This window comes from Pectobacterium sp. PL64 (assembly GCF_022477975.1).
Lineage (GTDB): Bacteria > Pseudomonadota > Gammaproteobacteria > Enterobacterales > Enterobacteriaceae > Pectobacterium > Pectobacterium jejuense.
Window position 1 is genome coordinate 370449 of the sequence record NZ_CP092070.1, and the last position, 21456, is coordinate 391904.

The 21456-nt window shown below is 53.9% G+C and carries 18 protein-coding genes and 1 riboswitch; of the genes, 7 read left to right on the forward strand and 11 right to left on the reverse strand.

Annotated elements, in window-relative coordinates; all coding sequences use genetic code 11:
• Positions 1-375: 375 nt before the first annotated feature.
• Entirely contained in the window at positions 376-1344 is a 969-nt protein-coding gene (gene cysK, locus HP572_RS01660; protein WP_014914284.1) for a cysteine synthase A, read from the reverse strand.
• A 162-nt stretch (positions 1345-1506) separates the two neighbouring features.
• Entirely contained in the window at positions 1507-2337 is an 831-nt protein-coding gene (gene cysZ / locus HP572_RS01665) for a sulfate transporter CysZ (protein WP_240584603.1), read from the reverse strand.
• 203 nt (positions 2338-2540) lie between these two features.
• Here cysZ and zipA point away from each other — a divergent pair, with 203 nt between their 5' ends.
• A complete protein-coding gene (zipA, locus tag HP572_RS01670; protein WP_240584604.1) occupies positions 2541-3614 on the forward strand; it encodes a cell division protein ZipA in 1074 nt (357 codons plus the stop codon).
• 110 nt (positions 3615-3724) lie between these two features.
• Positions 3725-4978, forward strand: a complete 1254-nt coding sequence (gene yjeH / locus HP572_RS01675) for an L-methionine/branched-chain amino acid transporter (RefSeq protein WP_240584605.1) — start codon at positions 3725-3727, stop codon at positions 4976-4978.
• A gap of 122 nt (positions 4979-5100) precedes the next feature.
• Here the strand turns inward: yjeH and ubiK are convergent, their stop codons facing one another.
• Positions 5101-5394 (reverse strand): ubiquinone biosynthesis accessory factor UbiK, encoded by a 294-nt coding sequence (ubiK, locus tag HP572_RS01680; protein WP_039484983.1) that lies wholly within the window; start codon positions 5392-5394, stop codon positions 5101-5103.
• Positions 5395-5595: 201 nt separating this feature from the next.
• Positions 5596-5773, forward strand: a riboswitch (FMN riboswitch).
• A 127-nt stretch (positions 5774-5900) separates the two neighbouring features.
• On the opposite strand from ubiK, the gene ribB reads away from it, so the two are divergent.
• Positions 5901-6554, forward strand: a complete 654-nt coding sequence (gene ribB / locus HP572_RS01685; RefSeq protein ID WP_240584606.1) for a 3,4-dihydroxy-2-butanone-4-phosphate synthase — start codon at positions 5901-5903, stop codon at positions 6552-6554.
• Between the two features lie 79 nt (positions 6555-6633).
• Here ribB and tehB read toward each other — a convergent pair whose 3' ends face one another.
• The 3 genes from tehB to norV all read right to left on the reverse strand — a co-directional run bounded on the left by tehB (position 6634) and on the right by norV (position 10289).
• Entirely contained in the window at positions 6634-7494 is an 861-nt protein-coding gene (gene tehB, locus HP572_RS01690; protein WP_240584607.1) for an SAM-dependent methyltransferase TehB, read from the reverse strand.
• 118 nt (positions 7495-7612) lie between these two features.
• On the reverse strand, positions 7613-8749 hold the full coding sequence (norW, locus tag HP572_RS01695; protein ID WP_240585671.1) for an NADH:flavorubredoxin reductase NorW: 1137 nt from the start codon (positions 8747-8749) through the stop codon (positions 7613-7615).
• Positions 8750-8759: 10 nt separating this feature from the next.
• A complete protein-coding gene (gene norV, locus HP572_RS01700) occupies positions 8760-10289 on the reverse strand; it encodes an anaerobic nitric oxide reductase flavorubredoxin (RefSeq protein WP_240584608.1) in 1530 nt (509 codons plus the stop codon).
• Between the two features lie 165 nt (positions 10290-10454).
• Between norV and norR the strand changes: the two genes are divergently transcribed.
• Positions 10455-11993, forward strand: a complete 1539-nt coding sequence (gene norR, locus HP572_RS01705) for a nitric oxide reductase transcriptional regulator NorR (RefSeq protein ID WP_240584609.1) — start codon at positions 10455-10457, stop codon at positions 11991-11993.
• A gap of 334 nt (positions 11994-12327) precedes the next feature.
• Here the strand turns inward: norR and fumA are convergent, their stop codons facing one another.
• Together fumA and HP572_RS01715 are read right to left on the reverse strand one after the other, a co-directional pair.
• Positions 12328-13971: a class I fumarate hydratase FumA gene (fumA, locus tag HP572_RS01710; RefSeq protein WP_039497095.1), complete on the reverse strand. Its 1644-nt coding sequence runs from the start codon at positions 13969-13971 to the stop codon at positions 12328-12330.
• Positions 13972-14462: 491 nt separating this feature from the next.
• Positions 14463-15341: a LysR family transcriptional regulator gene (locus tag HP572_RS01715; RefSeq protein ID WP_240584610.1), complete on the reverse strand. Its 879-nt coding sequence runs from the start codon at positions 15339-15341 to the stop codon at positions 14463-14465.
• A gap of 336 nt (positions 15342-15677) precedes the next feature.
• Here HP572_RS01715 and HP572_RS01720 point away from each other — a divergent pair, with 336 nt between their 5' ends.
• Positions 15678-16148: a multidrug/biocide efflux PACE transporter gene (locus tag HP572_RS01720; RefSeq protein ID WP_240584611.1), complete on the forward strand. Its 471-nt coding sequence runs from the start codon at positions 15678-15680 to the stop codon at positions 16146-16148.
• Positions 16149-16171: 23 nt separating this feature from the next.
• On the opposite strand, the gene HP572_RS01725 is transcribed toward HP572_RS01720, so the two are convergent.
• On the reverse strand, positions 16172-16834 hold the full coding sequence (locus HP572_RS01725) for a DNA-3-methyladenine glycosylase (protein ID WP_240584612.1): 663 nt from the start codon (positions 16832-16834) through the stop codon (positions 16172-16174).
• Between the two features lie 112 nt (positions 16835-16946).
• On the reverse strand, positions 16947-17726 hold the full coding sequence (locus tag HP572_RS01730; RefSeq protein ID WP_240584613.1) for an L-threonylcarbamoyladenylate synthase: 780 nt from the start codon (positions 17724-17726) through the stop codon (positions 16947-16949).
• Between the two features lie 279 nt (positions 17727-18005).
• Between HP572_RS01730 and ada the strand changes: the two genes are divergently transcribed.
• Complete coding sequence (gene ada, locus HP572_RS01735; RefSeq protein ID WP_371745295.1) at positions 18006-19124, forward strand: bifunctional DNA-binding transcriptional regulator/O6-methylguanine-DNA methyltransferase Ada; 1119 nt, start codon at positions 18006-18008, stop codon at positions 19122-19124.
• A complete protein-coding gene (gene alkB, locus HP572_RS01740) occupies positions 19121-19777 on the forward strand; it encodes a DNA oxidative demethylase AlkB (protein ID WP_240584614.1) in 657 nt (218 codons plus the stop codon). Before ada ends, alkB begins: the two co-directional genes overlap by 4 nt.
• 100 nt (positions 19778-19877) lie before the next feature.
• On the opposite strand, the gene HP572_RS01745 is transcribed toward alkB, so the two are convergent.
• Entirely contained in the window at positions 19878-21407 is a 1530-nt protein-coding gene (locus tag HP572_RS01745) for an FAD-dependent oxidoreductase (protein WP_240584615.1), read from the reverse strand.
• Positions 21408-21456 lie beyond the last annotated feature (49 nt).

The following is a 21456-nucleotide window of genomic DNA, read 5'->3' on the forward strand; positions in this document are numbered from 1 at the left end:
TCACTGAACTTTAGCCTGTTTGGTTAGCTCCTGATTTATGTTACAGGGGCGGGCCACGATGCGACAAGAAAACCGTCAAACGTATTTCCTGAATAAAATACCATCAAACACCGCAGCTTCCGCTACCCATTATCTTAACCTCAGTCGCAAAACGGCGATGTGGGCTATCGTGCGCAGGGGAAAAGCATGTGACGGGGCGTGGTATTTGTCGGATATTAATTTCACGCATCAAAATAATTGTTCGGTTAAATACTAAACCTGATGTAGAAAAGCAATCCACATGTGGTGGAAAGTTTGAACTGTGCCACAAAAAAGCACCTAAATAGGTGCTTTTTTAACACATTGGTCACTTGTTGTTCGAGTGTGACCGGGGGGTTATTGTTGCAGTTCCTGTTCGGTGAACAGGTCGGCAAAGAGTGCTGTGCTGAGGTAGCGTTCGCCAGAAGAAGGCAGAATAACGACGATAGTTTTATCTTCAAATTCTTTTTCTTTGAGCAAGTTCAGCGCTGCGGCAACGGCTGCACCGGAAGAAATACCAGCCAGAATGCCTTCTTCCTCCATCAAACGGCGCGCGGTGCTGATCGCTTCTTCGTTCGTCACTTTCTCTACGCGGTCAATTAGTTTCAGATCCAGGTTACCCGGAATGAAACCTGCGCCGATGCCCTGAATCTTGTGCGGACCTGGCTTCAGCTCTTCGCCTGCCAGCGCCTGAGTGATCACCGGTGAATCGGTAGGTTCGACTGCCACGCTGATGATGGCTTTGCCTTTGGTGTTCTTGATATAGCGGCTGACACCGGTCAGCGTACCGCCAGTACCGACGCCAGAGATAAAGACATCAACCTGACCATCGGTATCTTCCCAGATTTCAGGGCCGGTGGTTTTCTCGTGAATTTCTGGGTTAGCAGGGTTGCTGAACTGCTGTAGCAGCAGATAACGCTGTGGATCGCTGGCAACGATTTCTTCTGCCTTGGCGATAGCACCTTTCATGCCTTTCGCGCCTTCGGTTAGCACCAGATTAGCACCCAGCGCTTTCAGCAGCTTGCGGCGCTCGATGCTCATAGTTTCCGGCATAGTGAGCGTGAGTTTGTAACCGCGAGCTGCGGCGACATAGGCCAGGGCAATCCCTGTGTTTCCGCTGGTAGGTTCAACCAGCTCAACACCTGGTTTGAGAACGCCGCGTTTTTCTGCATCCCAAATCAGGTTGGAGCCGATACGGCATTTTACGCTGAAGCTGGGGTTGCGGGATTCCACTTTAGCCAGAATGCGTCCGTTGCCGATACGGTTCAGGCGAACCAGCGGCGTATGGCCGATTGTGAAAGAATTGTCTTCGTAGATCTTGCTCATAGCCTGTCCTTATAACTGTATGAAATTTTTGCGAACGTAGAGAGAATACTCGTTCACACTTTTCAGTGAAGTAAAGAATTGCTATATCGTTATGTTCTTAAGAAATATCTTTTCATTACAATAGAAAGCACTGGCCGTTATCAGCCAGTGCTTGCGGTCTTTTTATGGCGCTTTTTTCGGCAGGGTGGCTGATAGGTCGCGATAACGATCCACCCACAGCTGCGTTGCACCGCATACCGCAACGGGCATGATGACCAGATTCAAAAAAGGCACCAGCGTAAACAGGCTGACCAAGGCACCAAACTGCATATTGGCGACTTTATGGCGACGTAATGCCTGACGCATCGTGGCAAAGCCCACTTTGTGGTTATCAAAAGGATAATCGCAGTATTGAATCGCCAGCATCCACGCGCTGAACAGGAACCACAGTACCGGAGCGACAGTTTGTCCAATGCCGGGGATGAAATAGAGCAGCAATAGCACAATGGCGCGTGGCAGGTAATACGCCAGCTTTTGGACTTCACGCTTCATGATGCGTGGGACGTCTTTGGCGATGCCGAGTATGCCGCTGTCCGGCAGCGTTTGGCCGGTGAGTTTTGCTTCCAACTGCTCTGCCAACAAGCCGTTAAATGGTGCGGCGATAAAATTGGCGATCGTGCTAAATAGGTAGCTGAATACCAGCAAAATGGAGAGCACAGCAAGTGGCCAAATGAGGTAGCTGAGCCATTGCAGCCAGCTCGGAATATGGCTCATGATCTGCGGAATCCAGTCATTCAACTGGGTGAAAAGCCACCAGAAAGCCCCGCCCATCAGTACGATGTTCATCAGCAAGGGCAGAATAACGAAACGTCGGATGCCCGGCAGTGAGATCAGACGCCATCCGGCAAGAAAATAGTGTATGCCGCTGCGAACCTGGCCAGTGGTGTTGCCGTAAGGCGATTTTTCGGAAGATGATGGTTTTTCTGAAGACATAGTGCCGATAGACTCAGTCATTTGTTTGTTGAGGCATCATATCGGGATGGTCTTATGCTGACTAGCCCGCATTTGGATGAAAAAACAGCAAAAAAGTGCGTTGTATCTATCTTTATTGTCATAAAGTACCGTGCAGGCTTGCACTTGTGTACTCAGGCAAATAGAGTTAGTAGTATAGGTATTTGCCGTGGTGGCAATGTTTTGTTGGAACAATTGGGATAGCAATGATGCAGGACTTGCGTCTGATATTAATCGTTGTTGGCGCGATCGCTATAATAGCGCTTTTACTGCACGGCTTGTGGACTAGCCGTAAAGAGCGCTCGTCCCTTTTTCGTGACCGCCCAGCTAAACGTGTAAAGAAAGCGCGTGATGAAACGCCGCTTGACGATCTGGATGAAGGCGTGGGCGAAGTCCGCGTGAAGGGTGCCCGCCCGCAGCAGAGCGAGCCTTCATTTGGCAGCGCTTCACTTGATAACTCATCATTTGATAACGCGTCATTTGATAACGCGTCATTTGATAATCCTCCATTTAATAATCCTTCACTTAATAACAACAGTGCACGCGAAGATGTTCGTTCAGAGGCGAAATCGCCGTTTGAGCATCTGTCTCCCGTGTCTTCTTACGATCCTCTGCTGGATGAAGCTACGCCGGTAGATTCTCCGCGTGCGCAGGTACGTGGCGAGACTAACCCGCAGGTTGTCGTCCCTAGAGAAATCCCGACTTCTGAACCGAGCATTAACGCTCCGCGTGAGTCGTTTGCGTATGATGCACCAGCATCGGCTCCACAGCAGCCTGTTGCACATTCGCTGCATGAAAAAGTTCAGCCCGCGCCTGCACAGCCTCAGCAACCGGTTGAGCCAGTTGAACCCGCTGCGGCAAAAGAAGCGGTTCTGGTGTTACACGTTGTGGCGCATCAGGGCGGTGTCATTGGCGGTGAACTGCTGCTGCAAAGCCTGCTTCAGGCCGGCTTCCAGTTTGGTGAAATGAACATTTTCCATCGCCATGTGAACCCCGCTGGCGCAGGCCCGGTGTTGTTCAGTCTGGCCAATATGGTTAAACCCGGTTCGTTTAATGTCGATGCCATGTCCGAGTTCTCGACGCCCGGCGTGTCCATTTTCATGATGGTGCCGTCTTATGGCGATGCCAGCCAAAACTTTAAACTGATGTTACAGTCTGCACAGCGCATTGCTGACGATGTTGGCGGTGTGGTGCAGGATGACGAACGTCGTATGATGACGCCGCAGAAAGTTGAATCCTACAAAGCCCGCATTCGCGATGTGCTGAAAGCCAACGCCTGATATAACGTTTGCGAATGCAGTGGGTGAGAGAAGCCTCCGTTAGTGGAGGCTTTTTTTATGCTTCGATCCGACAGCGGCGTGGTGTAAAAAGTAACAAAAGGTGAAACGTAGTGAGTGAAGCAAAAGGATTAAAACAAGAGCTTGGGCTGATTCAGGGCGTAGGGCTGCTTTCTACTTCTCTGCTGGGGACTGGGGTGTTTGCGGTTCCCGCGCTGGTCGCACAGCTGGCACAGCAAGACAGCCTATGGGCGTGGCCGATCTTGATTCTGCTTGTTTTTCCTATCGCCATTGGTTTTGCCGCGCTGGGGCAACATTTTCCTAATGCGGGCGGGGCCGCGCACTTTGTTAACCTTGCTTTTGGGCCGCGTATGGCTCGGGTGACCGGCTGGCTATTCCTGTCCGTTATTCCGCTAGGTCTGCCTGCTGCCTTGCAGATTGCCGCCGGATTCTGGCAGGCGGCGTTTGGCTGGAGCGATCTGGGGCTGCTCTGCGTACAGTTGCTGACGCTGGGCGGTATCTGGCTGCTTGGCCTGCGCAGTGCAGGATCCAGCGCCAACATTCAGATCGTCATTGCAATGCTGGTGGTGGGGTTGGTTGCTGCAATCTGGTGGCAGGGCGATATCACGCCTGCGCATATTCCCTGGCCGTCGGTGAGTGAACTGTCATGGCCTAACACCTTCGGCGCGCTGGCTGTGATGTTCTGGTGCTTTGTGGGTCTTGAGGCTTTTGCCCATATGGCGACAGAATTTCGGGCACCGGAGCGCGATTTCCCACGCGCTTTACTGATCGGCATGTTGGTCGCTGGTGCGGTGTATTGGGGATGTACGGTGGCCGTGCTGCATTTTAAGGCCTACGGTGAAGGGATTGCCGCAACCGCCTCACTACCGGGTATCGTCGTGCAGCTGTTTGGCGAACACGCGCTGTGGATTGCCTGCTTTGTCGGGTATCTGGCCTGCTTTGCCAGCGTGAATATCTACACGCAGGGCTTCGCCCGTTTAGTCTGGTCGCAGGCATCGAAAGGAAGCGCATTAGCGAAGCTGTCTGCAGGGCAGGCACCGGTGAATGCGCTGTCGGTTGTGGTGGCCTGCTGTCTGGTGTGTTGCCTGTTGATTTACTGGCTCAGGCTGCCGCTGGATATGCTGATTGTGTACGCGAACGGCATCTTTGTGCTGATTTATCTGCTGTGTATGCTGGCAGGGTGGCGTCTGCTAAAAGGGCGCGCGCGCGTGATGGCGGCAATCGGTGGCCTGCTCTGCTGTGCGCTGTTGCTGATGATCGGCTGGAAATCGCTGTATGCGTTAATCATGCTGGCCGTGCTGTGGCTGTTCCTGCCGCGTAAGCAGGTTGAACTGATTTCCCACTGAGTCGTTGATTCTGAATTCAGTGGTGTAAAATCTGCACTTCGGATAGGCGGGGTAGGGAATTGAGCAACGCCCTGATTAGGGCGCTGCATCGCGATGATGACGCGTTGTTGTGATGAGACGAGTTATTGTGATGACTGGTCGTTTTCCGGCGCTGCGGCAGGCTTTTCTTCCGTAGACAGTTTCGCTTCCAGCTCGGTCATACGCTGTTCCAGACGGGCAATCTTCTCGCGCGTGCGGAGCAGAACCTGCGTCTGAATATCGAACTCTTCACGGTTCACCAAATCCAATCGGGTCAGCTGTGCCTGCAAGACCTGACGAATCTTTTTCTCCACATCATCACCCAATTCCCGGATACCTTTTGGCATAGATTCATGCACTTGACGGGCGATTTGCTCAATCTTCTTTGGGTCAATCATGTCGCTTTCCTGATTAGGTTATGTAAGTTGTTACTATAGCAAGTGTAATGGGTATAAATAAAATCTGACATCGGCTTTGCACATATTCAGCATGGTTTTACTGTAATTCAGAATAATTTTACTGTAATCCAGCATACGTTTTGCCCTATTTCCTGTGGCGGATCAATTGCCCTATCGAGGTATTAGCGTTATAGTAAACCTGCTTATTCTCAGGGCGGGGTGTAATTCCCCACCGGCGGTAAACCAGTACACATACTGGAAGCCCGCGAGCGCTCTCGCTGTTTTCTTCGATATTAATTATCGGTTTCGCAGCGTGGGGTCAGCAGATCCGGTGTAATTCCGGGGCCGACGGTTAAAGTCCGGATGGGAGAGAGTAACGGTATCTGTCGGGCTATATGCCCGCTCGCGTTATTTTTGTTAACTATTACTATGCAACCAGTAGTAGTGGTTACTCCTCAAGCTCGCCCTGATTCTGGTAATCCATAATAACATTGAGGTTTTTTACCATGAATCAGACATTACTTTCTGAATTTGGCAATCCTACCGAACGCGTAGAACGCGCACTTGATGCATTGCGTCATGGCCGCGGCGTGCTGGTGTTGGATGATGAAGATCGTGAAAACGAAGGTGACATGATCTTTTCCGCTGAAAATATGACCGTTGAACAAATGGCGCTGACGATTCGTCACGGCAGTGGCATCGTGTGCCTGTGCCTGACGGAAGAGCGTCGCCAGCAGCTGGAATTGCCGATGATGGTGGAGAAGAACTCCAGCCATTACCAAACGGCATTCACGGTGACGATCGAAGCCGCCGAGGGTGTGACGACGGGCGTTTCTGCTGCTGACCGCCTGACCACTATTCGTGCCGCGATTGCGGATAACGCCAAGCCGAGCGATCTGAATCGCCCTGGTCACGTATTCCCGCTGCGCGCCCAACCGGGTGGCGTGTTAACGCGCGGTGGTCACACTGAAGCGACGGTTGACCTGATGACGCTGGCGGGTCTGAAGCCGTCTGGTGTTCTGTGTGAACTGACGAACGATGATGGTTCAATGGCGCACGCGCCGGAAGTGATCACGTTTGCCAAACAGCACGATATGCCGGTACTGACGATTGAAGATCTGGTGGCTTATCGCATCACGGCAGCGCGCAAAGCCAGCTGATTCACGCAGCGTATAGAGAAGTAAAAAGGGCCGAGTAATCGGCCCTTTTGTATTTTATGGGGTTACGGCTAATCGGTGCTTACGGCTTTCTTGCCAGCAGCGTGGCGAAGCGCAGCTTGATGCGGTTACCCTGCGCATCGGTTTTGTGTAGCTCACCCATATCCTCGTTGTATTTGAGGATCTCCCAATCGGCGTAATAGTCCTTTAGCTCGTTTTCTTTAAAGGTGAACGAGAAAGGCATTGGGCACGGGCAATCTTCCGTCGACATCGCGGCGATAATCAGGTTATAGCCGCCGTTAACGGTGCTGTCCTGCATATTGCTGATGATGTGCGGAATGCGATCGCGTTCGAGGAACATCAGCACGACGGTCGACAGGATAAAGTCGTACTGCTCTTTGATTTCCGCCAGATTGATGTTGTAAACGCCCGCCCGGATGTTGTCCAGCGCTTCGCTCTTGATGATGTTATTCAGCGAATCAATACTTTGCTCATGCTTATCACATGCCGTGACATCAAACCCGCGCAGGTTCAGATACAGCGAGTTGCGCCCGCCGCCGCAGCCTAAGTCCAGCGTTTTGCCCGGCTTGATGTGCTGCACCGCGTTGATCACTTCGGAATGGGTACGCGTCAGACCGTATTTTTTATGGTAGAAATCTTCTGCCGAGCAGAAAAAGCTGAGCTGACATTCGAGATTGTCAGAAAACGAGACGATGCGGTGCCACGCCTGTGGCTCAACAAACGGCGGCTGGTTCTGTTCGGAGAACTGGAATGTCTCCAGCGTATCGCCGTCTTCGGTCAGCATGGAGAAGGTCATTTCCCCTTTCAACACGGTCAATTTTGCCCAGGTGCCTTCCTGCGTGTTGTGCTTTTCCTGAAATGCGGCAGGCAGCGTCTGGCTGTTCCACTGTGGCATCTTCTTATAACAAATGAGATCTTGCATCTTTACCTCGGTCTGTAAATTCTAAAAGCGATAGCCGTATTCTATTAATCCGCATGCAGGCTGACCAGAAAATATGTATTTTAAATACATTATTTATTTTGCTGTCTCAGGCCATGGTTTAACTCACCGTGGAAAGCTGTCGCAGCAGCGGAAATGCCTCTTTCATCCGCTCCCCGCCGACCACAAAGGCGCGTAGCACCTGTTGACTATCCAGCGCTTTTGCTACCATCCCCTGTTCGTTCCATTCCTGCTGCCAGTGTAAATCACCGCCGGTGGTATCGCCTGCCATCTGTAAGGGAAACAGCGGCGTCTTGATTTTTACCAGCATCGGCGGCAGCGTTAGCATCTCGTTGGTGCCCAGCAGGTTTTTCGCCAGTGTAATCGCGCTGAGCTGAATCGGCTGCAGGAAGGGCAGGAGCTTACCGCCAATCTCCGCGCAGTCGCCCAACGCATAAATCAGTGGATCCGTGGTCTGCAACTGCGCATTGGTCTGAATACCTTTCTGCACCGTTAACCCCGCTGTTTTCGCCAACTGCGTGTTGGCCTGCAAACCGATAGCGGAGAGGACTTCGTCCACCTCGACAGAACGACCATCGGTAAATGTGGCCTGTATGCCGGTTTCGGTTTTCTCCAGCTGTTGCAGGGTCGTGTTCAACAGCAGTGAAACACCCTGCTGCGTCAGCGTAAATTGTAGGCGCGCGCTGACTTCGGGCGGCATCAGCGCGGGCAGAATGCTGCTGGCGCAGTCAACCAGCGTGACCCGTTTTCCGGCGCGACCCAAATCCATCGCCAGCTCAGTACCAATGAGTCCAGCACCGAGCACCAGTACGCGTTCAGCCTGCCAGAGCCGATTTTCGTGGGTGCGATATTCCTGCTGACTATTGAGCGTCAGCATATGTTCGCGTCCCGGAAGCGGCGGCACCATTGCGCTGGCACCCGTTGCGAACACCAGCTTATGGTAATCATAACGATCCGTGCCGCAGATGACCTGTTGCGCCTGGCGGTCAATGGCGGTGACGCGCGTATTGGCCAGCAGCGCAATGCGGTTCTCTTCAGCAAACGCGGTTGCCGACATCTTGGTCAGATCGTCGGCGTGCTGTTGCAGGCTCATCACATGGCTTAGATCCGGCTTGTTGTACTCATCGCCGCTGTCGGCAGTAATCAGGCGGATAGGGCAGTGCGCATCCAGCTTGCGCAGCTGTCGGATGAGCTGGCGGGCGGCAAAGCCCGCGCCAATAATCACGATGTCTTTCATCATCCTCTCCTTAGCGAATCGGATTGAAAACGTCTTTGCCCAGCCCACATTCCGGGCAGAGGAAGCTGTCTGGTACGTCCGACCACATGGTGCCAGGGGTGACATCCTGCATCGGTTCGCCGAGTGCAGGATCGTAGATCCACTGGCAGACGCTGCACACCATACAACCGTTTTCTGACTGTACCGCTGGCTGTGCGGTTGACTGTGGTGCTGCGACTTCATTGCATCCGCAGGCGCTCTCGGCTGGGGCGCTCACATTCTGCGGGGCGGTGGTGGCTTGCGGTGCCGCGGCGGTCTGTTTTACGGGCGAGATGACGCGACGGGCTGGCGTGTCATCCAGCGGATGTAATGCCCACTGACGGGCGATTTCACGACCGTGTTCACGACAAATTTCCAGCGCGGAACCATCGGGACGCCATTTGGTTTTCAGCGCTAGCGTGGTTTCAAAACCGGCATCCATCAGGCGGGTTTGAACGCGGTCTACCGCACCGCCGTTCCAGCCGTAGCTGCCGAACGCCGAGGCTTTCTTGTTTTGGAAACGCAGGCCGGTGATCTCTTCCAGCATGGCGGCGACCTTCGGCATCATCACGTTATTCATGGTGGATGAACCGACTAGCACGCCTTTCGAGCGGAACACCTGCGTCAGGATTTCGTTCTTGTCGTGACGGGCGACGTTATAAATTTTTACCGCTACGCCGGGATCGACATCGTTGATGCCTTGCGCAATGGCGTCGGCCATCATGCGAGTGTTATTGGACATGGTGTCGTAAAACAGCGTGATGCGATCTTCCTGATAGCTGTCCGCCCACTTCAGATACAGGTGGATGATCTGGGCAGGATCGTCACGCCATACCACGCCATGTGAGGTCGCAACCATCGACAGCGGCAGGTTGAAGCCCAGCACTTCGTGGATCTTTGCGGTGACTAAGCGGCTGAACGGCGTCAGAATATTGGCGAAATAGCGTTGGCACTGCTCGAACAGTTCGGTCTGATCGACTTCGTCATTAAACAGGTGCTCATCGCAATAGTGCTGGCCGAACGCATCGTTACTAAACAGCACGGCATCTTCGGTCATGTAGGTCATCATACTGTCCGGCCAGTGCAGCATTGGCGTTTCGATAAAGATCAGCTGTTTGCCGTTGCCGATATCCAGCGTGTCGCCAGTTTTGACTGTGTGGAAATTCCACTCTGGGTGATGGTGGTGTCCGGTAATGGAATCGATCGCGTTGTGGGTACAGTAAATCGGCGTGTTGGGAATACGCGCCATCAGTTCTGTCAGCGCCCCGGCGTGATCCTCTTCGGCGTGGTTGATCACTATGTAGTCAATCGTGTTCAGATCCACTTCCGCCATCAGATTCTGCACAAACTCACGACTGAATTTGTGATCGACGGTATCGATCAGCACGGTTTTCTCTTCGCGGATCAGGTAGCTGTTGTAGCTACTGCCTTGCAGCGTTTTGTATTCGGTGCCGTGAAAATCACGGACTTCCCAGTCGCGTTGTCCAACCCAGTGGATATTGTTCTTAACGTGAATTGTCATGTTCTGAAACCTCAGTAGTCATAGTCGGGAATATGCTGTAGAGATTGCAGGAAGCGTGCCAATTTTTAATTAATTGATTTATAACGTTTTAATAAATAGTGGTTGTCAAAATGACATGCTTTATCTATTGTCTTAATGACACAGGTTCTGTCATTAGGACACACTATGACGCTCTCTATTAACGCCCTTGCCCGCATTGCTATCGAGCTGCAAATGGGGCTATCGAATCAGGATCGCTTCCAGCGCTTAATCAACAGCCTGCGCCAACTGCTGCGCTGTGATGCCTCGGCGCTGCTGCGTTACGAGAATCAGCTGTTCCGTCCGTTGGCGATCGACGGTCTGGCGCCGGACGTGCTGGGGAGACGTTTTCGTCTGTCCGATCATCCGCGTCTGGAGGCGATTGCCCGCGCGGGTGACGTGGTGCGCTTTCCGGCGGACAGTCAGCTTCCCGATCCCTATGACGGTCTGATTCCCAGTCAGGAGGATCTTAAGGTGCATGCCTGCGTCGGCTTACCGCTGTTTGCCAATCAGAACCTGATCGGGGCGCTGACCGTGGACGGCATGGATCCCTGTCAGTTCGACCATTTCAGCGATGAAGAACTGCGGCTGGTGGGGGCAATGGCGGCGGCGGCACTGAGTAACGCGCTGCTGATGGAGCGTCTTGAGCGGCAGTTACCCGCACCAGTGCGGGCTGAAAGTCCGGCGGCGGAAAGTGTCGAGGAAATGGTCGGACTGTCAGAACCGATGCAGCGGCTGAAGAAAGAGGTCGATATCGTCGCAGGTTCCGACCTGAACGTGCTGATTATGGGGGAAACCGGCGTCGGTAAAGAGCTGGTGGCGCGGGCGATTCATCGCGGTTCCAGCCGGGCAAGTCATCCTCTGGTGTACCTGAACTGTGCCGCGCTGCCGGAGTCGGTCGCGGAGAGCGAGCTGTTTGGTCATGTGAAGGGCGCGTTTACCGGAGCAATCCACCATCGAACCGGCAAGTTTGAAATGGCGGATAACGGCACGCTGTTTCTGGATGAGATTGGCGAACTGTCGCTGACGCTACAGGCGAAGCTGCTGCGCGTATTGCAGTATGGCGATCTCCAGCGCGTGGGTGATGACAGCAGCCTGAAAGTGAACGTGCGCGTGCTGGCGGCCACCAACCGCGATCTGCGGCAGGCGGTGCTGGATGGCGCTTTCCGTGCTGACTTGTTCCACCGTCTGAGCGTGTTCCCTCTGTCTGTACCACCGCTGCGTGAGCGCAGTCAGGATGTGGCGCTGCTGGCGGGATTCTTCTGCGAGCGCAGCCGCGTACAATTGGGGCTGGCGCGTCTGGCGTTAACGGCCGACGCGGGCGCACTACTGGAACAGTACGACTGGCCGGGGAATGTGCGCGAGCTGGAACACGCTATTTATCGCGCGACCGTGCTGGCGAGAGCAGGGCAGGAATCAGGCGAGGTGCTGTTAGGCCCTGAACATTTCAATCTCGAACTTCCCTCTCAGTCCGTTCATGCTGCCGCAGGGGCGTCGAGCGCTATCGACACTGCACCCGCGTATTTCATCAGCGGCGGCCTGCGGGAGGCAACGGACGACTATCAGCGGCGGATCATCCAACAAACGCTGGCGCGCCATGAGGGCAACTGGTCATCCTGCGCAAGAGAACTGGAAATGGACAGCGGCAACCTGCACCGTCTGGCAAAGCGGTTAGGCATCAAATAAAAAACGCCCCGAAAATCGGGGCGTTGAGGTTGCTGACAAAGTCCGTAGAGCGGGAGTAACGGATAGATCGTAAAGACGCTGCAAGTACGTCCATGTAAGCTCGGCTTGCGCAGATATGAATCTCATCCCTGAGATTCACCCTTTCAGGGCCGTCGCTAGCGACGTTCAAAAACGTTCCTGACGTTTTTGTCCATGGCGCAAACGCTTTACTCTTCTATTCCGTTACTCCCGTTTTCATTCGGCAAATAGGTTTGTCAACGGTCTGAAAGCGCCCCGACAATAGGGGCGTTGGCACACGAAATATTGCCTAACCTCTAATGACTACAGAACTGAGTTAACCGCATTTCACGCATTTAGCGCTCTGAATCACCTGGAAGAAGTCGTTGCCTTTATCATCGACCAGAATAAAGGCTGGGAAATCTTCGACTTCGATTTTCCAGATCGCTTCCATTCCCAGCTCCGGGTATTCCACGCAGGTCAGGCTCTTGATGCTGTTCTGCGCCAGAATCGCGGCCGGGCCGCCGATGCTGCCGAGGTAGAAGCCGCCGTGTTTATGGCATGCGTCGGTCACCTGCTGGCTGCGGTTGCCTTTTGCCAGCATGATCATGCTGCCACCGTTGGCTTGCAGTAAATCGACGTAGGAATCCATACGGCCAGCGGTGGTTGGGCCTAACGAACCGGACGGGTAGCCTTCTGGCGTTTTCGCCGGGCCCGCGTAGTAAATCGGGTGATCTTTGATGTACTGCGGCAGGCCTTCGCCGTTATCCAGACGCTCTTTCAGCTTGGCGTGAGCAATGTCACGACCCACGATGATGGTGCCAGTCAGGGAAAGACGGGTGGATACCGGATACTGCGACAGCGTTTTCAGGATCTCGGCCATCGGACGGTTCAGATCGATTTTAACCGCATCGCCTTCGCCCGTTTCACGCAGATGTTCAGGAATGTATTTGCCCGGATTCTGCTCTAACTGCTCCAGCCAGACACCTTTACGGTTGATCTTGCCTTTGATGTTACGGTCAGCGGAACAGGACACGCCCATACCGACTGGGCAAGAGGCACCGTGGCGCGGCAGGCGGATAATCCGCACGTCGTGCGCAAAATATTTCCCGCCAAACTGTGCACCCAGACCCAGATCGCGCGCGGCTTCCAGAATTTCCTGTTCCAGCGCGACATCACGAAACGCCTGACCGTGCTCGTTGCCTTCGGTCGGCAGTTCGTCGTAGTACTTGGTTGACGCCAGCTTAACGGTTTTCAGCGTGGTTTCTGCCGAGGTGCCGCCAATGACAAACGCGATATGGTACGGCGGGCAGGCTGCGGTGCCCAGCGAGCGCATTTTCTCAATCAGGAAACTTTTCAGTTTACCCGGCGTCAGCAGCGCTTTGGTTTCCTGATACAGATAAGTCTTGTTGGCAGAACCGCCGCCTTTGGTGACGAACAGGAATTTATAGTCTTCGCCTTCGGTACTGTAGAGGTCAATCTGCGCGGGCAGGTTGGTGCCAGTGTTAACCTCTTTATACATATCCAGCGCGGCGTTCTGTGAGTAACGCAGGTTGTCTTCAACAAACGTGTTGTACACGCCCTTAGACAGCGCTTCGGCATCATTACCACCAGTCCAGACGTTCTGGCCTTTTTTACCGACGATGATCGCCGTACCGGTATCCTGACAGGTCGGCAGAATGCCCTTGGCGGAAATTTCTGAGTTGCGCAGGAATTGCAGGGCAACGTATTTATCGTTTTCGCTGGCTTCCGGGTCGCTAAGAATATCGGCAACTTGCTGCTGGTGAGCGGGGCGGAGCATGAAAGAAGCATCGTGGAAGGCTTGCTGAGCCAGAAGGGTCAACGCGGCTGGCTCGATCTTCAGGATGTCCTGACCTTCAAATTGTGCGACAGAGACAAAGTCGCTGCTCAACAGGCGATATTCGGTGTCATCTTTACTGAGTGGAAACGGATCTTGGTAATAGAAGGGTTTATTCGACATTTTTTTCTCACTTGCAATTGCATCAATTAGTAAATTTTCACCTTATAGGATTCAGCATCTTATTATTAAGGCGTATTACTGCAGCACTACAGGGATGTCTCGAATACAAAAGTAGTAATCACCATAATAGTATGGTTTTTTGTCGGGAAGTACTACTTTGGTACATCACAATAATAATGATGTGCGCGTTATTTTTTCCCCGTAGCAGACGTGTGGAACGGTGGCACAGCATAGGTTTCCTGTGTGCGGACGCCACGGGAAAGGGCACGCGATTTAACGTGAAAATATTCCTCTTTTAATTGTCTTAATTAAGTAAAGTAAATGGTGAAATTAAAAACAATAACCATTTAATCCTTAATGTTATTCGTTGGCGATATAAATAAACCGTTATTGGCTTTTTATCGTTTCATGAAAAAACAGGCCGATCACTAAAGTCACGGTGCGGTGGCAGAGGTGATGACGGATGTGATTTTACCAATGCCGTGACGGAGTTATGGCTGTGTAGTCTCTTGTTGGGCAAGGAGATTGTCGATCATCCACAGTCCTGCTGGGCCAGGCGGATGGGGCTTGGACCAGACAACGTCCACGTCAATCCACTGCGGCCAGCCTGCGACAGGCAGCTCCACCAGTTTCTGCTGGTCGTATTGCGCCACCAGCCAGCGTGGCAGAATGCTCCAGCCGTGCCCCTGCTGCGCCATTTCCAGTAGCATCAGGTAGGACGGCGCAGACCAGACGATCCCTTCCGGTTGTAGTCGATCGCTGCGTTTATAGGTATTGAGATAGAGCTGGCGGACGGTCGCCAGTTGGCTGCGCGTCACGGTTTTTTCCGTTGCGAGCGGGTGCGCTGCCGACACGAAGATGGCCATGTCGGTCTTAATCTGCAAACGCGCGGCGGCAATATCGGGCGGGTAATCCGTCTGGGCGCGCAATAGCCCGACATGCGCGCGGTTCATTTGCAGCAGATCGATCACGTCATCACCTTCCGCAATCAGGCATTCAAACTCAATATCAGGAAAATGCTGGGCGAAACGCTGAAGCACGAGTTCGTAGTGAGGCGCTTGCCAGATATCGGACAGCACAAACGTCAGACGGGGTTCGATATGGTCGGCCAGACGGATCGCCAGCCCATCCAGATCTTCGCTGGCAGATAAAATCGCCTGTACGTGGGAAAGCACTTTTCTGCCCGCCAGTGTGAGCACCGGCTGGTGACCGGATCGATCAAACAGCGTCAGCCCCAGATCGGCTTCCAGATTGGCGATGGCCGCGCTGATGGTGGACTGGCTTTTATGCAAGCGCCGTGCGGCGGCGGAAAATGAGCCCGCATCAACGGCGGTCACAAAAGCCAACAGGGATTCCGGTGAATATCGCATTTCTATCTATACCCTAAATAATTCGAGTTTCAGGAAGGCGGCGACGCAGTGAATCCCCAGGAGCTTACTTCAGTAAGTGACTGGGGTGAGCGAGGACAAATCGTCTTAGCCGATTTGAACGCCGCTTGCGGCGGCCCTTCAGGGCGAGGCTCAGTGATGAGCCGAGTATTGCCAACGCACATGCAACTTGAAGTATGACGAGTATATCGTTTTTATCGATGGAATCTAACTGTACTCTACCACCTTATGCGATGAAAATAAGGGCGTAATACGATGCCATCCATGGTCATGGCGAAAATTGACCAGTAACTCGCAATAAATAAAAGTGAATGTGCTATGCAGAACAAAACCAGTAAAACCTTACGTGAGCGTGTGTACCATGCGGTGGGCTTTGAGCTGATTGCTACGATGATCTGTGCACCAACGGCAGCCTGGTTGATGAATAAGTCCGTTTTCGATATGGGGGCGCTGACTATCATGCTGGCCAGCGTCGCGATGATCTGGAATATGATCTACAACACGATATTCGATCGCCTGTGGCCAGCGGATCGCGTTAAGCGTCGTCTGCCGGTTCGTATCGCTCACGCGCTGGGGTTTGAAGGCGGTTTTATCCTGATTGGTTTGCCGCTGGCGGCGTGGATGCTGAACGTCACGCTGTGGCAGGCGCTAATGTTGGAAATTGGCTTCTTCCTGTTCTTCCTGCCGTACACCGTGGTGTATAACTGGGCCTACGATACGCTGCGGGAGCGCATAGTGAACCGCCGTCGTCACGTTCAGCAGGTATCGACCAGCTCTCGTCTGCGCTAATCCACCTGCGGTAATGCTGCGCGTTACCGGTGTGTCAGCTTAAAGCTCTGATATGCCGGTAGCTCAAGCGCTCGCCATAAATACCAGGATGCCACCGTGCGATAAGGCTGACAGTGCAGGCTGAGTGCCTGTAACTCGCGCGGTTTCGGCATGTCCTGCAAATCATAAACATAGCGTAACCCCTGCCGAATACCGAGATCGTCGAGCGGCATGATATCGGTGCGTTCCAGCGAATAAATCAAAAACATTTCGACCGTCCAGCGCCCGATCCCCTTGAGCGACGTCAACTGCTGAATGAGCGTGTCATCATCCCTCTCTGCGGCCTGTTCGAGGCTGGGCACCAGACCAGTCAGCGCACCTTGGGCGATGCCATGCAGTGTATCCGCTTTGCGGGCGGAAAAACCGCACTGCCGCAGCGTGTCGGTGGAGCAGGCCAGTATTTGTTCCGGGGTGGGAAAGACATCGCCATGTACCCGCAGGAGCTTCGCGACCATCGCATCCCCAGCACGCGTCGTTAGCTGCTGATAGGCAACCGCACGCATCAGTGCCTCATAGGGTTCCCTATGCGGCGTGGTCTGATGGCGACAGTCGCCAATCTGTTCAATCAGGCTAGCCCAGCGTGTATTGATGGCGCTGAGATGGGTTTTGGCGAGCTGCGTGAAATCCGACGGCGAGTGGGATGGCATAAACGGCTTCCGTGATGAGAACGCAAGGACAGAAAACGAGCATAGGAGATTGCCGCATAGCGTGCCATGTGGGAAGGGATATTTCAGCGGCAGGTTATGCCGCTGTTACGCGTTAATAATACTCGCCGTGGCGATAGTCCCAGGTGGTGAAGGTATCAGACAGTAGCGACATCACCTTGTCCACATCCAACCCCTTGCGTATCAGCGCCGGGCACGGATATACGCTCCGTCTCCCTTTCTGTTCCGGTATCAGTTGACCGTCTGTATCCACCATCGACACCATCACGCCTTGCTCGTAGCGTGTGTCATGGGATTTATTCGGCTGGATAGATTTCACGTAATCGTCGGCTTCGATAATCAGATCGGCAAAGGCACTGATCCGTTCACCGATCCCCTCCACCTCGCCCCGATTGCCTTTGCCAGACGGGTTAGCCGAGCTGGCAAAGGTTAATTTACCGTACTTTTCCCACAGCTCCTGCGTGAGGATTTCGCTCGGTTTACCGAACTTAATCACGAAACAGCTGGTTTTGCGATCGTCCATCATCAGCGCTTTCGAGCCGTCTTTGGGGATACGCACTAATGCGCTGTCGTGCCAGGGAAGAATGCAGCCCAGCAGCACGTCGGCATCCCAATGGCGTTGATATAACTGTTCGATTTCTGGGTTTAGCTGCGCCAGCGCTTTCAACTGCGCGATGGATCCACACAGCACGACACCCGGCTTGCTTCGGCTACGCTGTTTGGCATCAAATTTGCGTTCCAGCCCGGCCTTATCTGAAGCCATGATGATGTAACCCACCTTGGTGGGCGAAACGATGATTCCCCCACCGCGTGACATAATCTGCACCGCATCGTCATGCAAACCGCCATTCCAGTGAACTTTATTTCCGCTCATGTTGCCCCCTGATTGCTGAGAAAAAGCTGAGTCTCACCGTGTACCATTTATTCACATCACAGATTTGTTCAAAAAGTAACCGGTAATGTCGGCGGAAATATCAACATCGGGGCGATCCGAATGAAAAAGCAAGAGTTGAACGTGTGCGTAAGGTCGCTCTGGTTTAGCGTTAGCGCATGGCGTGACTTTTAGTTGTATCAAGACGGGCAGTAGTATTAAGACTGACAGTAATATCAAGACTGGCAGTCAGACTGAGATTGGAATGAGGTTGAGGTGCCTATGATGCGTAACGATACACCGTTTCAGGATGCCGACTCGCGCTGGCAGGCGGTGGTGACGCGTAATCAAGCGGCTGACGGCTGCTTTATCTATGCGGTGAAAACCACGGGGGTTTACTGTGCGCCCTCCTGTGCATCACGTCAGCCCCGACGTGAAAATGTGGTGTTCTTTGCGACGGCCGACGAGGCGCAGGCGGCGGGTTTCCGTCCGTGTAAACGCTGTCGTCAGGGAACACTTTCGCGGCAGGAACAGCAGGCGCAGCAGATTGCCCGCGCGTGCCGGATGATTGAGCAGTCTGAGCATCAACCGACGCTGGCGGTGCTGGCTCAGGCCGTGGGGATAAGCGCGTTCCATTTTCATCGCGTGTTCAAAACCATAACCGGTCTGACGCCAAAGCAGTATGCCAGCGCCCATCGCCATCGGCAGCTACGTGAACAGTTGTCAGATAGCGGCACGGTGACTGACGCGATTACGGCGGCGGGCTATGAGGCCAGCGGGCGCTTTTATGCCGAAGCGGGTGCGCATTTAGGGATGACGCCGACGGCGTTTCAGAACAAAGGAAAAGGGATGACGATCCACTTTGGCGTTGGCCGCTGCTCACTCGGTGAGGTGCTGGTGGCAGAAAGCGAGAAAGGGATCTGTGCGATCCTGCTGGGAGACGATCCTGAATCTCTGCTCAATGCGCTTCAGGAGATGTTTGCTAACGCACAGCTGATCGGTGGCGATGCGGCGTTTGAACAACGCATGGCGCAGGTTGTCGGGTTTGTCGACGATCCGACTATCGGGTTCACGCTGCCGCTGGATATTCGCGGTACGGCATTCCAACAGCGAGTCTGGCAGGCGCTACGGGCGATTCCGGCTGGAGAAACGCTGAGCTATCGTGACGTCGCTGAGCGCATTGGATCGTCGGCCGCCGTACGCGCGGTCGCGGGGGCCTGTGCGGCAAACCGGCTGGCGGTTGCGATTCCCTGTCATCGCGTGGTCCGACATGACGGTGCGCTGTCAGGCTATCGCTGGGGCATTGTGCGTAAGCGTGCCCTGTTGGATAAAGAGCAGTTGGACAAAGAACTGCTGGAGAAAGAGCTGACCGTACATCTGCAAGGGGAATCGTCATCGTGAATTTTGATTTATTTGCCGATGAAGCGCCGCGTCGTTGGACGGAAACGCTGGCACCGGGGGCGGTCATCCTGCGTGGTCGCGCCTATGACGATGCTCCGGCGCTGCTTACGGCGCTGAAAGCTGTCACTGCGCGAGCGCCGCTGCGGAATATGGTCACGCCGGGCGGTTTTGTGATGTCGGTGGCGATGAGTAACTGCGGGCCGCTCGGTTGGGTGACGGATGAACGCGGCTATCGTTACACCGCACACGATCCGCTGAGCGGAGAGGCGTGGCCCGCGATGCCAGAGGTTTTTTCCCGACTGGCGAAGCAGGCGGCGAGCGAAGCGGGTTTTGCTGATTTTGAACCGGATGCCTGCCTCATCAATCGCTATGATGTCGGTACGCGTATGTCTCTGCATCAGGATAAAAACGAACGGGATTTTCACCAGCCTATCGTGTCCGTCTCGCTGGGGCTCAGCGCGATGTTCCTGTTTGGCGGCATGGCGCGTAGTGATAAAGCGCAACGTGTTCCGCTGACACACGGCGATGTGGTGGTCTGGGGTGGTGAATCGCGGCTCTATTTCCACGGCATTCTGCCGTTGAAAAGCGGCAACGTGCCGGAAGGGATGTCCGACGAATGCCGTTTTAACCTGACGTTTCGTAAAGCTGGATGAGTGGAATGCTATTCCGCTCGCAGTGAATCCCGTTTGAATCTATTCCTCTCAAATAAAAGCCAGCCCGCATCGGCATACAGGCTGGCTTAAGTACTGGTGCTTATTTCTTGCTGAACTTCATATAATCGAGGGCGCTTTCTGCCGCGATACGACCGGAGTTGAGCGCAAAGCCAAACGTGCCGCCGCCTAACAGCAGGTCATAGGTGTCACCATACATGCCAGCAGCATCATTACCCGTGACGTACAGACCCGGAATGACCTCACCGGATTTATCTATCGCCTGCATTTTCTCGTCGATCTTCACGCCGCCTAATGTGCCTAGCGCTGCCGGTTGCATTCTCACCGCATAGAACGGACCGGTTTTGACCGGACGCAGGTAATCCATGTTTTTGTTAAACACCTCATCCCGCTTTTGCGTCGCAAATTTGTTGTTTTCTTCCAGCGTATTCTTCAGCACGCTCGCATCAACGCCCATCTCTTTTGCCAGCCCGTCGATGGTGGCGGATTTGAAAACGAAGCCGCGATTTTTCTGACTTTCCTTCGTAAATTCGCTATCAAATTTAGTCAGCTTGGTATTGGCGATCACCCATTCGCCAATCGACACATCAATGCCGTCTTCGACGTAATGCTTACGGGATGTCTCGTCAAAAATGGAGTACATGATGCCGCCCGCTTTTGACAGCGCATTGCCGGAGTGTGGCCAGATGATGACGTTGGATTCATCGGTAAAGCGGCGGCCATGTTGGTCAACCCACAGATAGGGCTGACGCGCGGCGGCCAGCAGGTGAGAGTTCGGAGCGTAGTCTGGCAGGCCGGGGCGATAGGCTTGCAGCAGACCCAGACCGTCCGGTTTGGCACCGGCTTTCCAGGCCATATTAATCCCGTCGCCGTCTTTACCGACGTTACCGACCATGATGGTATCGGGGAAAGCGGCGTATTTTTGCAGCATCTCTTTATTGTTGGCATAGCCGCCGGTCGCGATGATGACGGCCTTGGCGTCTATCTGGATGGTGTTGCCCTCGCTATCTTGCGCGATAACGCCCGTCACCTTGCCGTCTTTCACGACCAGATCTTTACCCGCCGTTTTCACCAGCGTGGTGACATCCATGCTTTTAAACTGCTCGTGGAATGTCTTGATCAGGTGGCGTCCGTGGCCGGGGCCGTCGATCACATGCCAGGTCAGCATGCCGCCAGGACCGCCGGGGCCGATATATTCAAACTTGATGCCTTTTGATTTCACCCATTCAATTGTGTCCGCAGAACGGTTGACGAAAGCACGCACCACGAAGGGATTAGCCATCCAATGGCTGTAATCCATGATGGTCTTAAAGGCCATATCCGGCGTGACCACAATCCCCTGACGTTTCTGCAGGCTGCTGTTGGCGGCGAAGATGCCTTCGGCAAAGTTACCGGTGCCACCGACAATCGGTTGTTTTTCCAGTAAGACGATTTTTGCCCCTTTCTCTGCGGCAGCCATCGTTGCCGACGTGCCCGCCGCGCCTGCGCCTATAATAACGATATCCGCGCTTTTCGGGATTTCCGGCTTTGCCGCGTCCGCCGCCTGCGCGGTAGACCAGCTCATCATCGAGAGACAGAGCGTCGCGAGTACACTTTTTCTGAAGCGTGTCATGATGTTTTCCTTAATGTCATTCGTATTCTTACAATGCAGTCGTGCTGCG

Coding starts and splice junctions, on each gene's coding strand:
- cysZ (WP_240584603.1), bottom strand. CDS start 2,337: ATGACTGAGTCTATCGGCACTATGTCTTCAGAAAAACCATCATCTTCC.
- HP572_RS01730 (WP_240584613.1), bottom strand. CDS start 17,726: ATGAGCGGAAATAAAGTTCACTGGAATGGCGGTTTGCATGACGATGCG.
- tehB (WP_240584607.1), bottom strand. CDS start 7,494: ATGCAAGATCTCATTTGTTATAAGAAGATGCCACAGTGGAACAGCCAG.
- cysK (WP_014914284.1), bottom strand. CDS start 1,344: ATGAGCAAGATCTACGAAGACAATTCTTTCACAATCGGCCATACGCCG.
- HP572_RS01720 (WP_240584611.1), top strand. CDS start 15,678: ATGCAGAACAAAACCAGTAAAACCTTACGTGAGCGTGTGTACCATGCG.
- norW (WP_240585671.1), bottom strand. CDS start 8,749: ATGAAAGACATCGTGATTATTGGCGCGGGCTTTGCCGCCCGCCAGCTC.
- HP572_RS01745 (WP_240584615.1), bottom strand. CDS start 21,407: ATGACACGCTTCAGAAAAAGTGTACTCGCGACGCTCTGTCTCTCGATG.
- HP572_RS01725 (WP_240584612.1), bottom strand. CDS start 16,834: ATGCCATCCCACTCGCCGTCGGATTTCACGCAGCTCGCCAAAACCCAT.
- zipA (WP_240584604.1), top strand. CDS start 2,541: ATGATGCAGGACTTGCGTCTGATATTAATCGTTGTTGGCGCGATCGCT.
- norV (WP_240584608.1), bottom strand. CDS start 10,289: ATGACAATTCACGTTAAGAACAATATCCACTGGGTTGGACAACGCGAC.
- HP572_RS01715 (WP_240584610.1), bottom strand. CDS start 15,341: ATGCGATATTCACCGGAATCCCTGTTGGCTTTTGTGACCGCCGTTGAT.
- ubiK (WP_039484983.1), bottom strand. CDS start 5,394: ATGATTGACCCAAAGAAGATTGAGCAAATCGCCCGTCAAGTGCATGAA.
- norR (WP_240584609.1), top strand. CDS start 10,455: ATGACGCTCTCTATTAACGCCCTTGCCCGCATTGCTATCGAGCTGCAA.
- fumA (WP_039497095.1), bottom strand. CDS start 13,971: ATGTCGAATAAACCCTTCTATTACCAAGATCCGTTTCCACTCAGTAAA.
- ribB (WP_240584606.1), top strand. CDS start 5,901: ATGAATCAGACATTACTTTCTGAATTTGGCAATCCTACCGAACGCGTA.
- ada (WP_371745295.1), top strand. CDS start 18,006: ATGATGCGTAACGATACACCGTTTCAGGATGCCGACTCGCGCTGGCAG.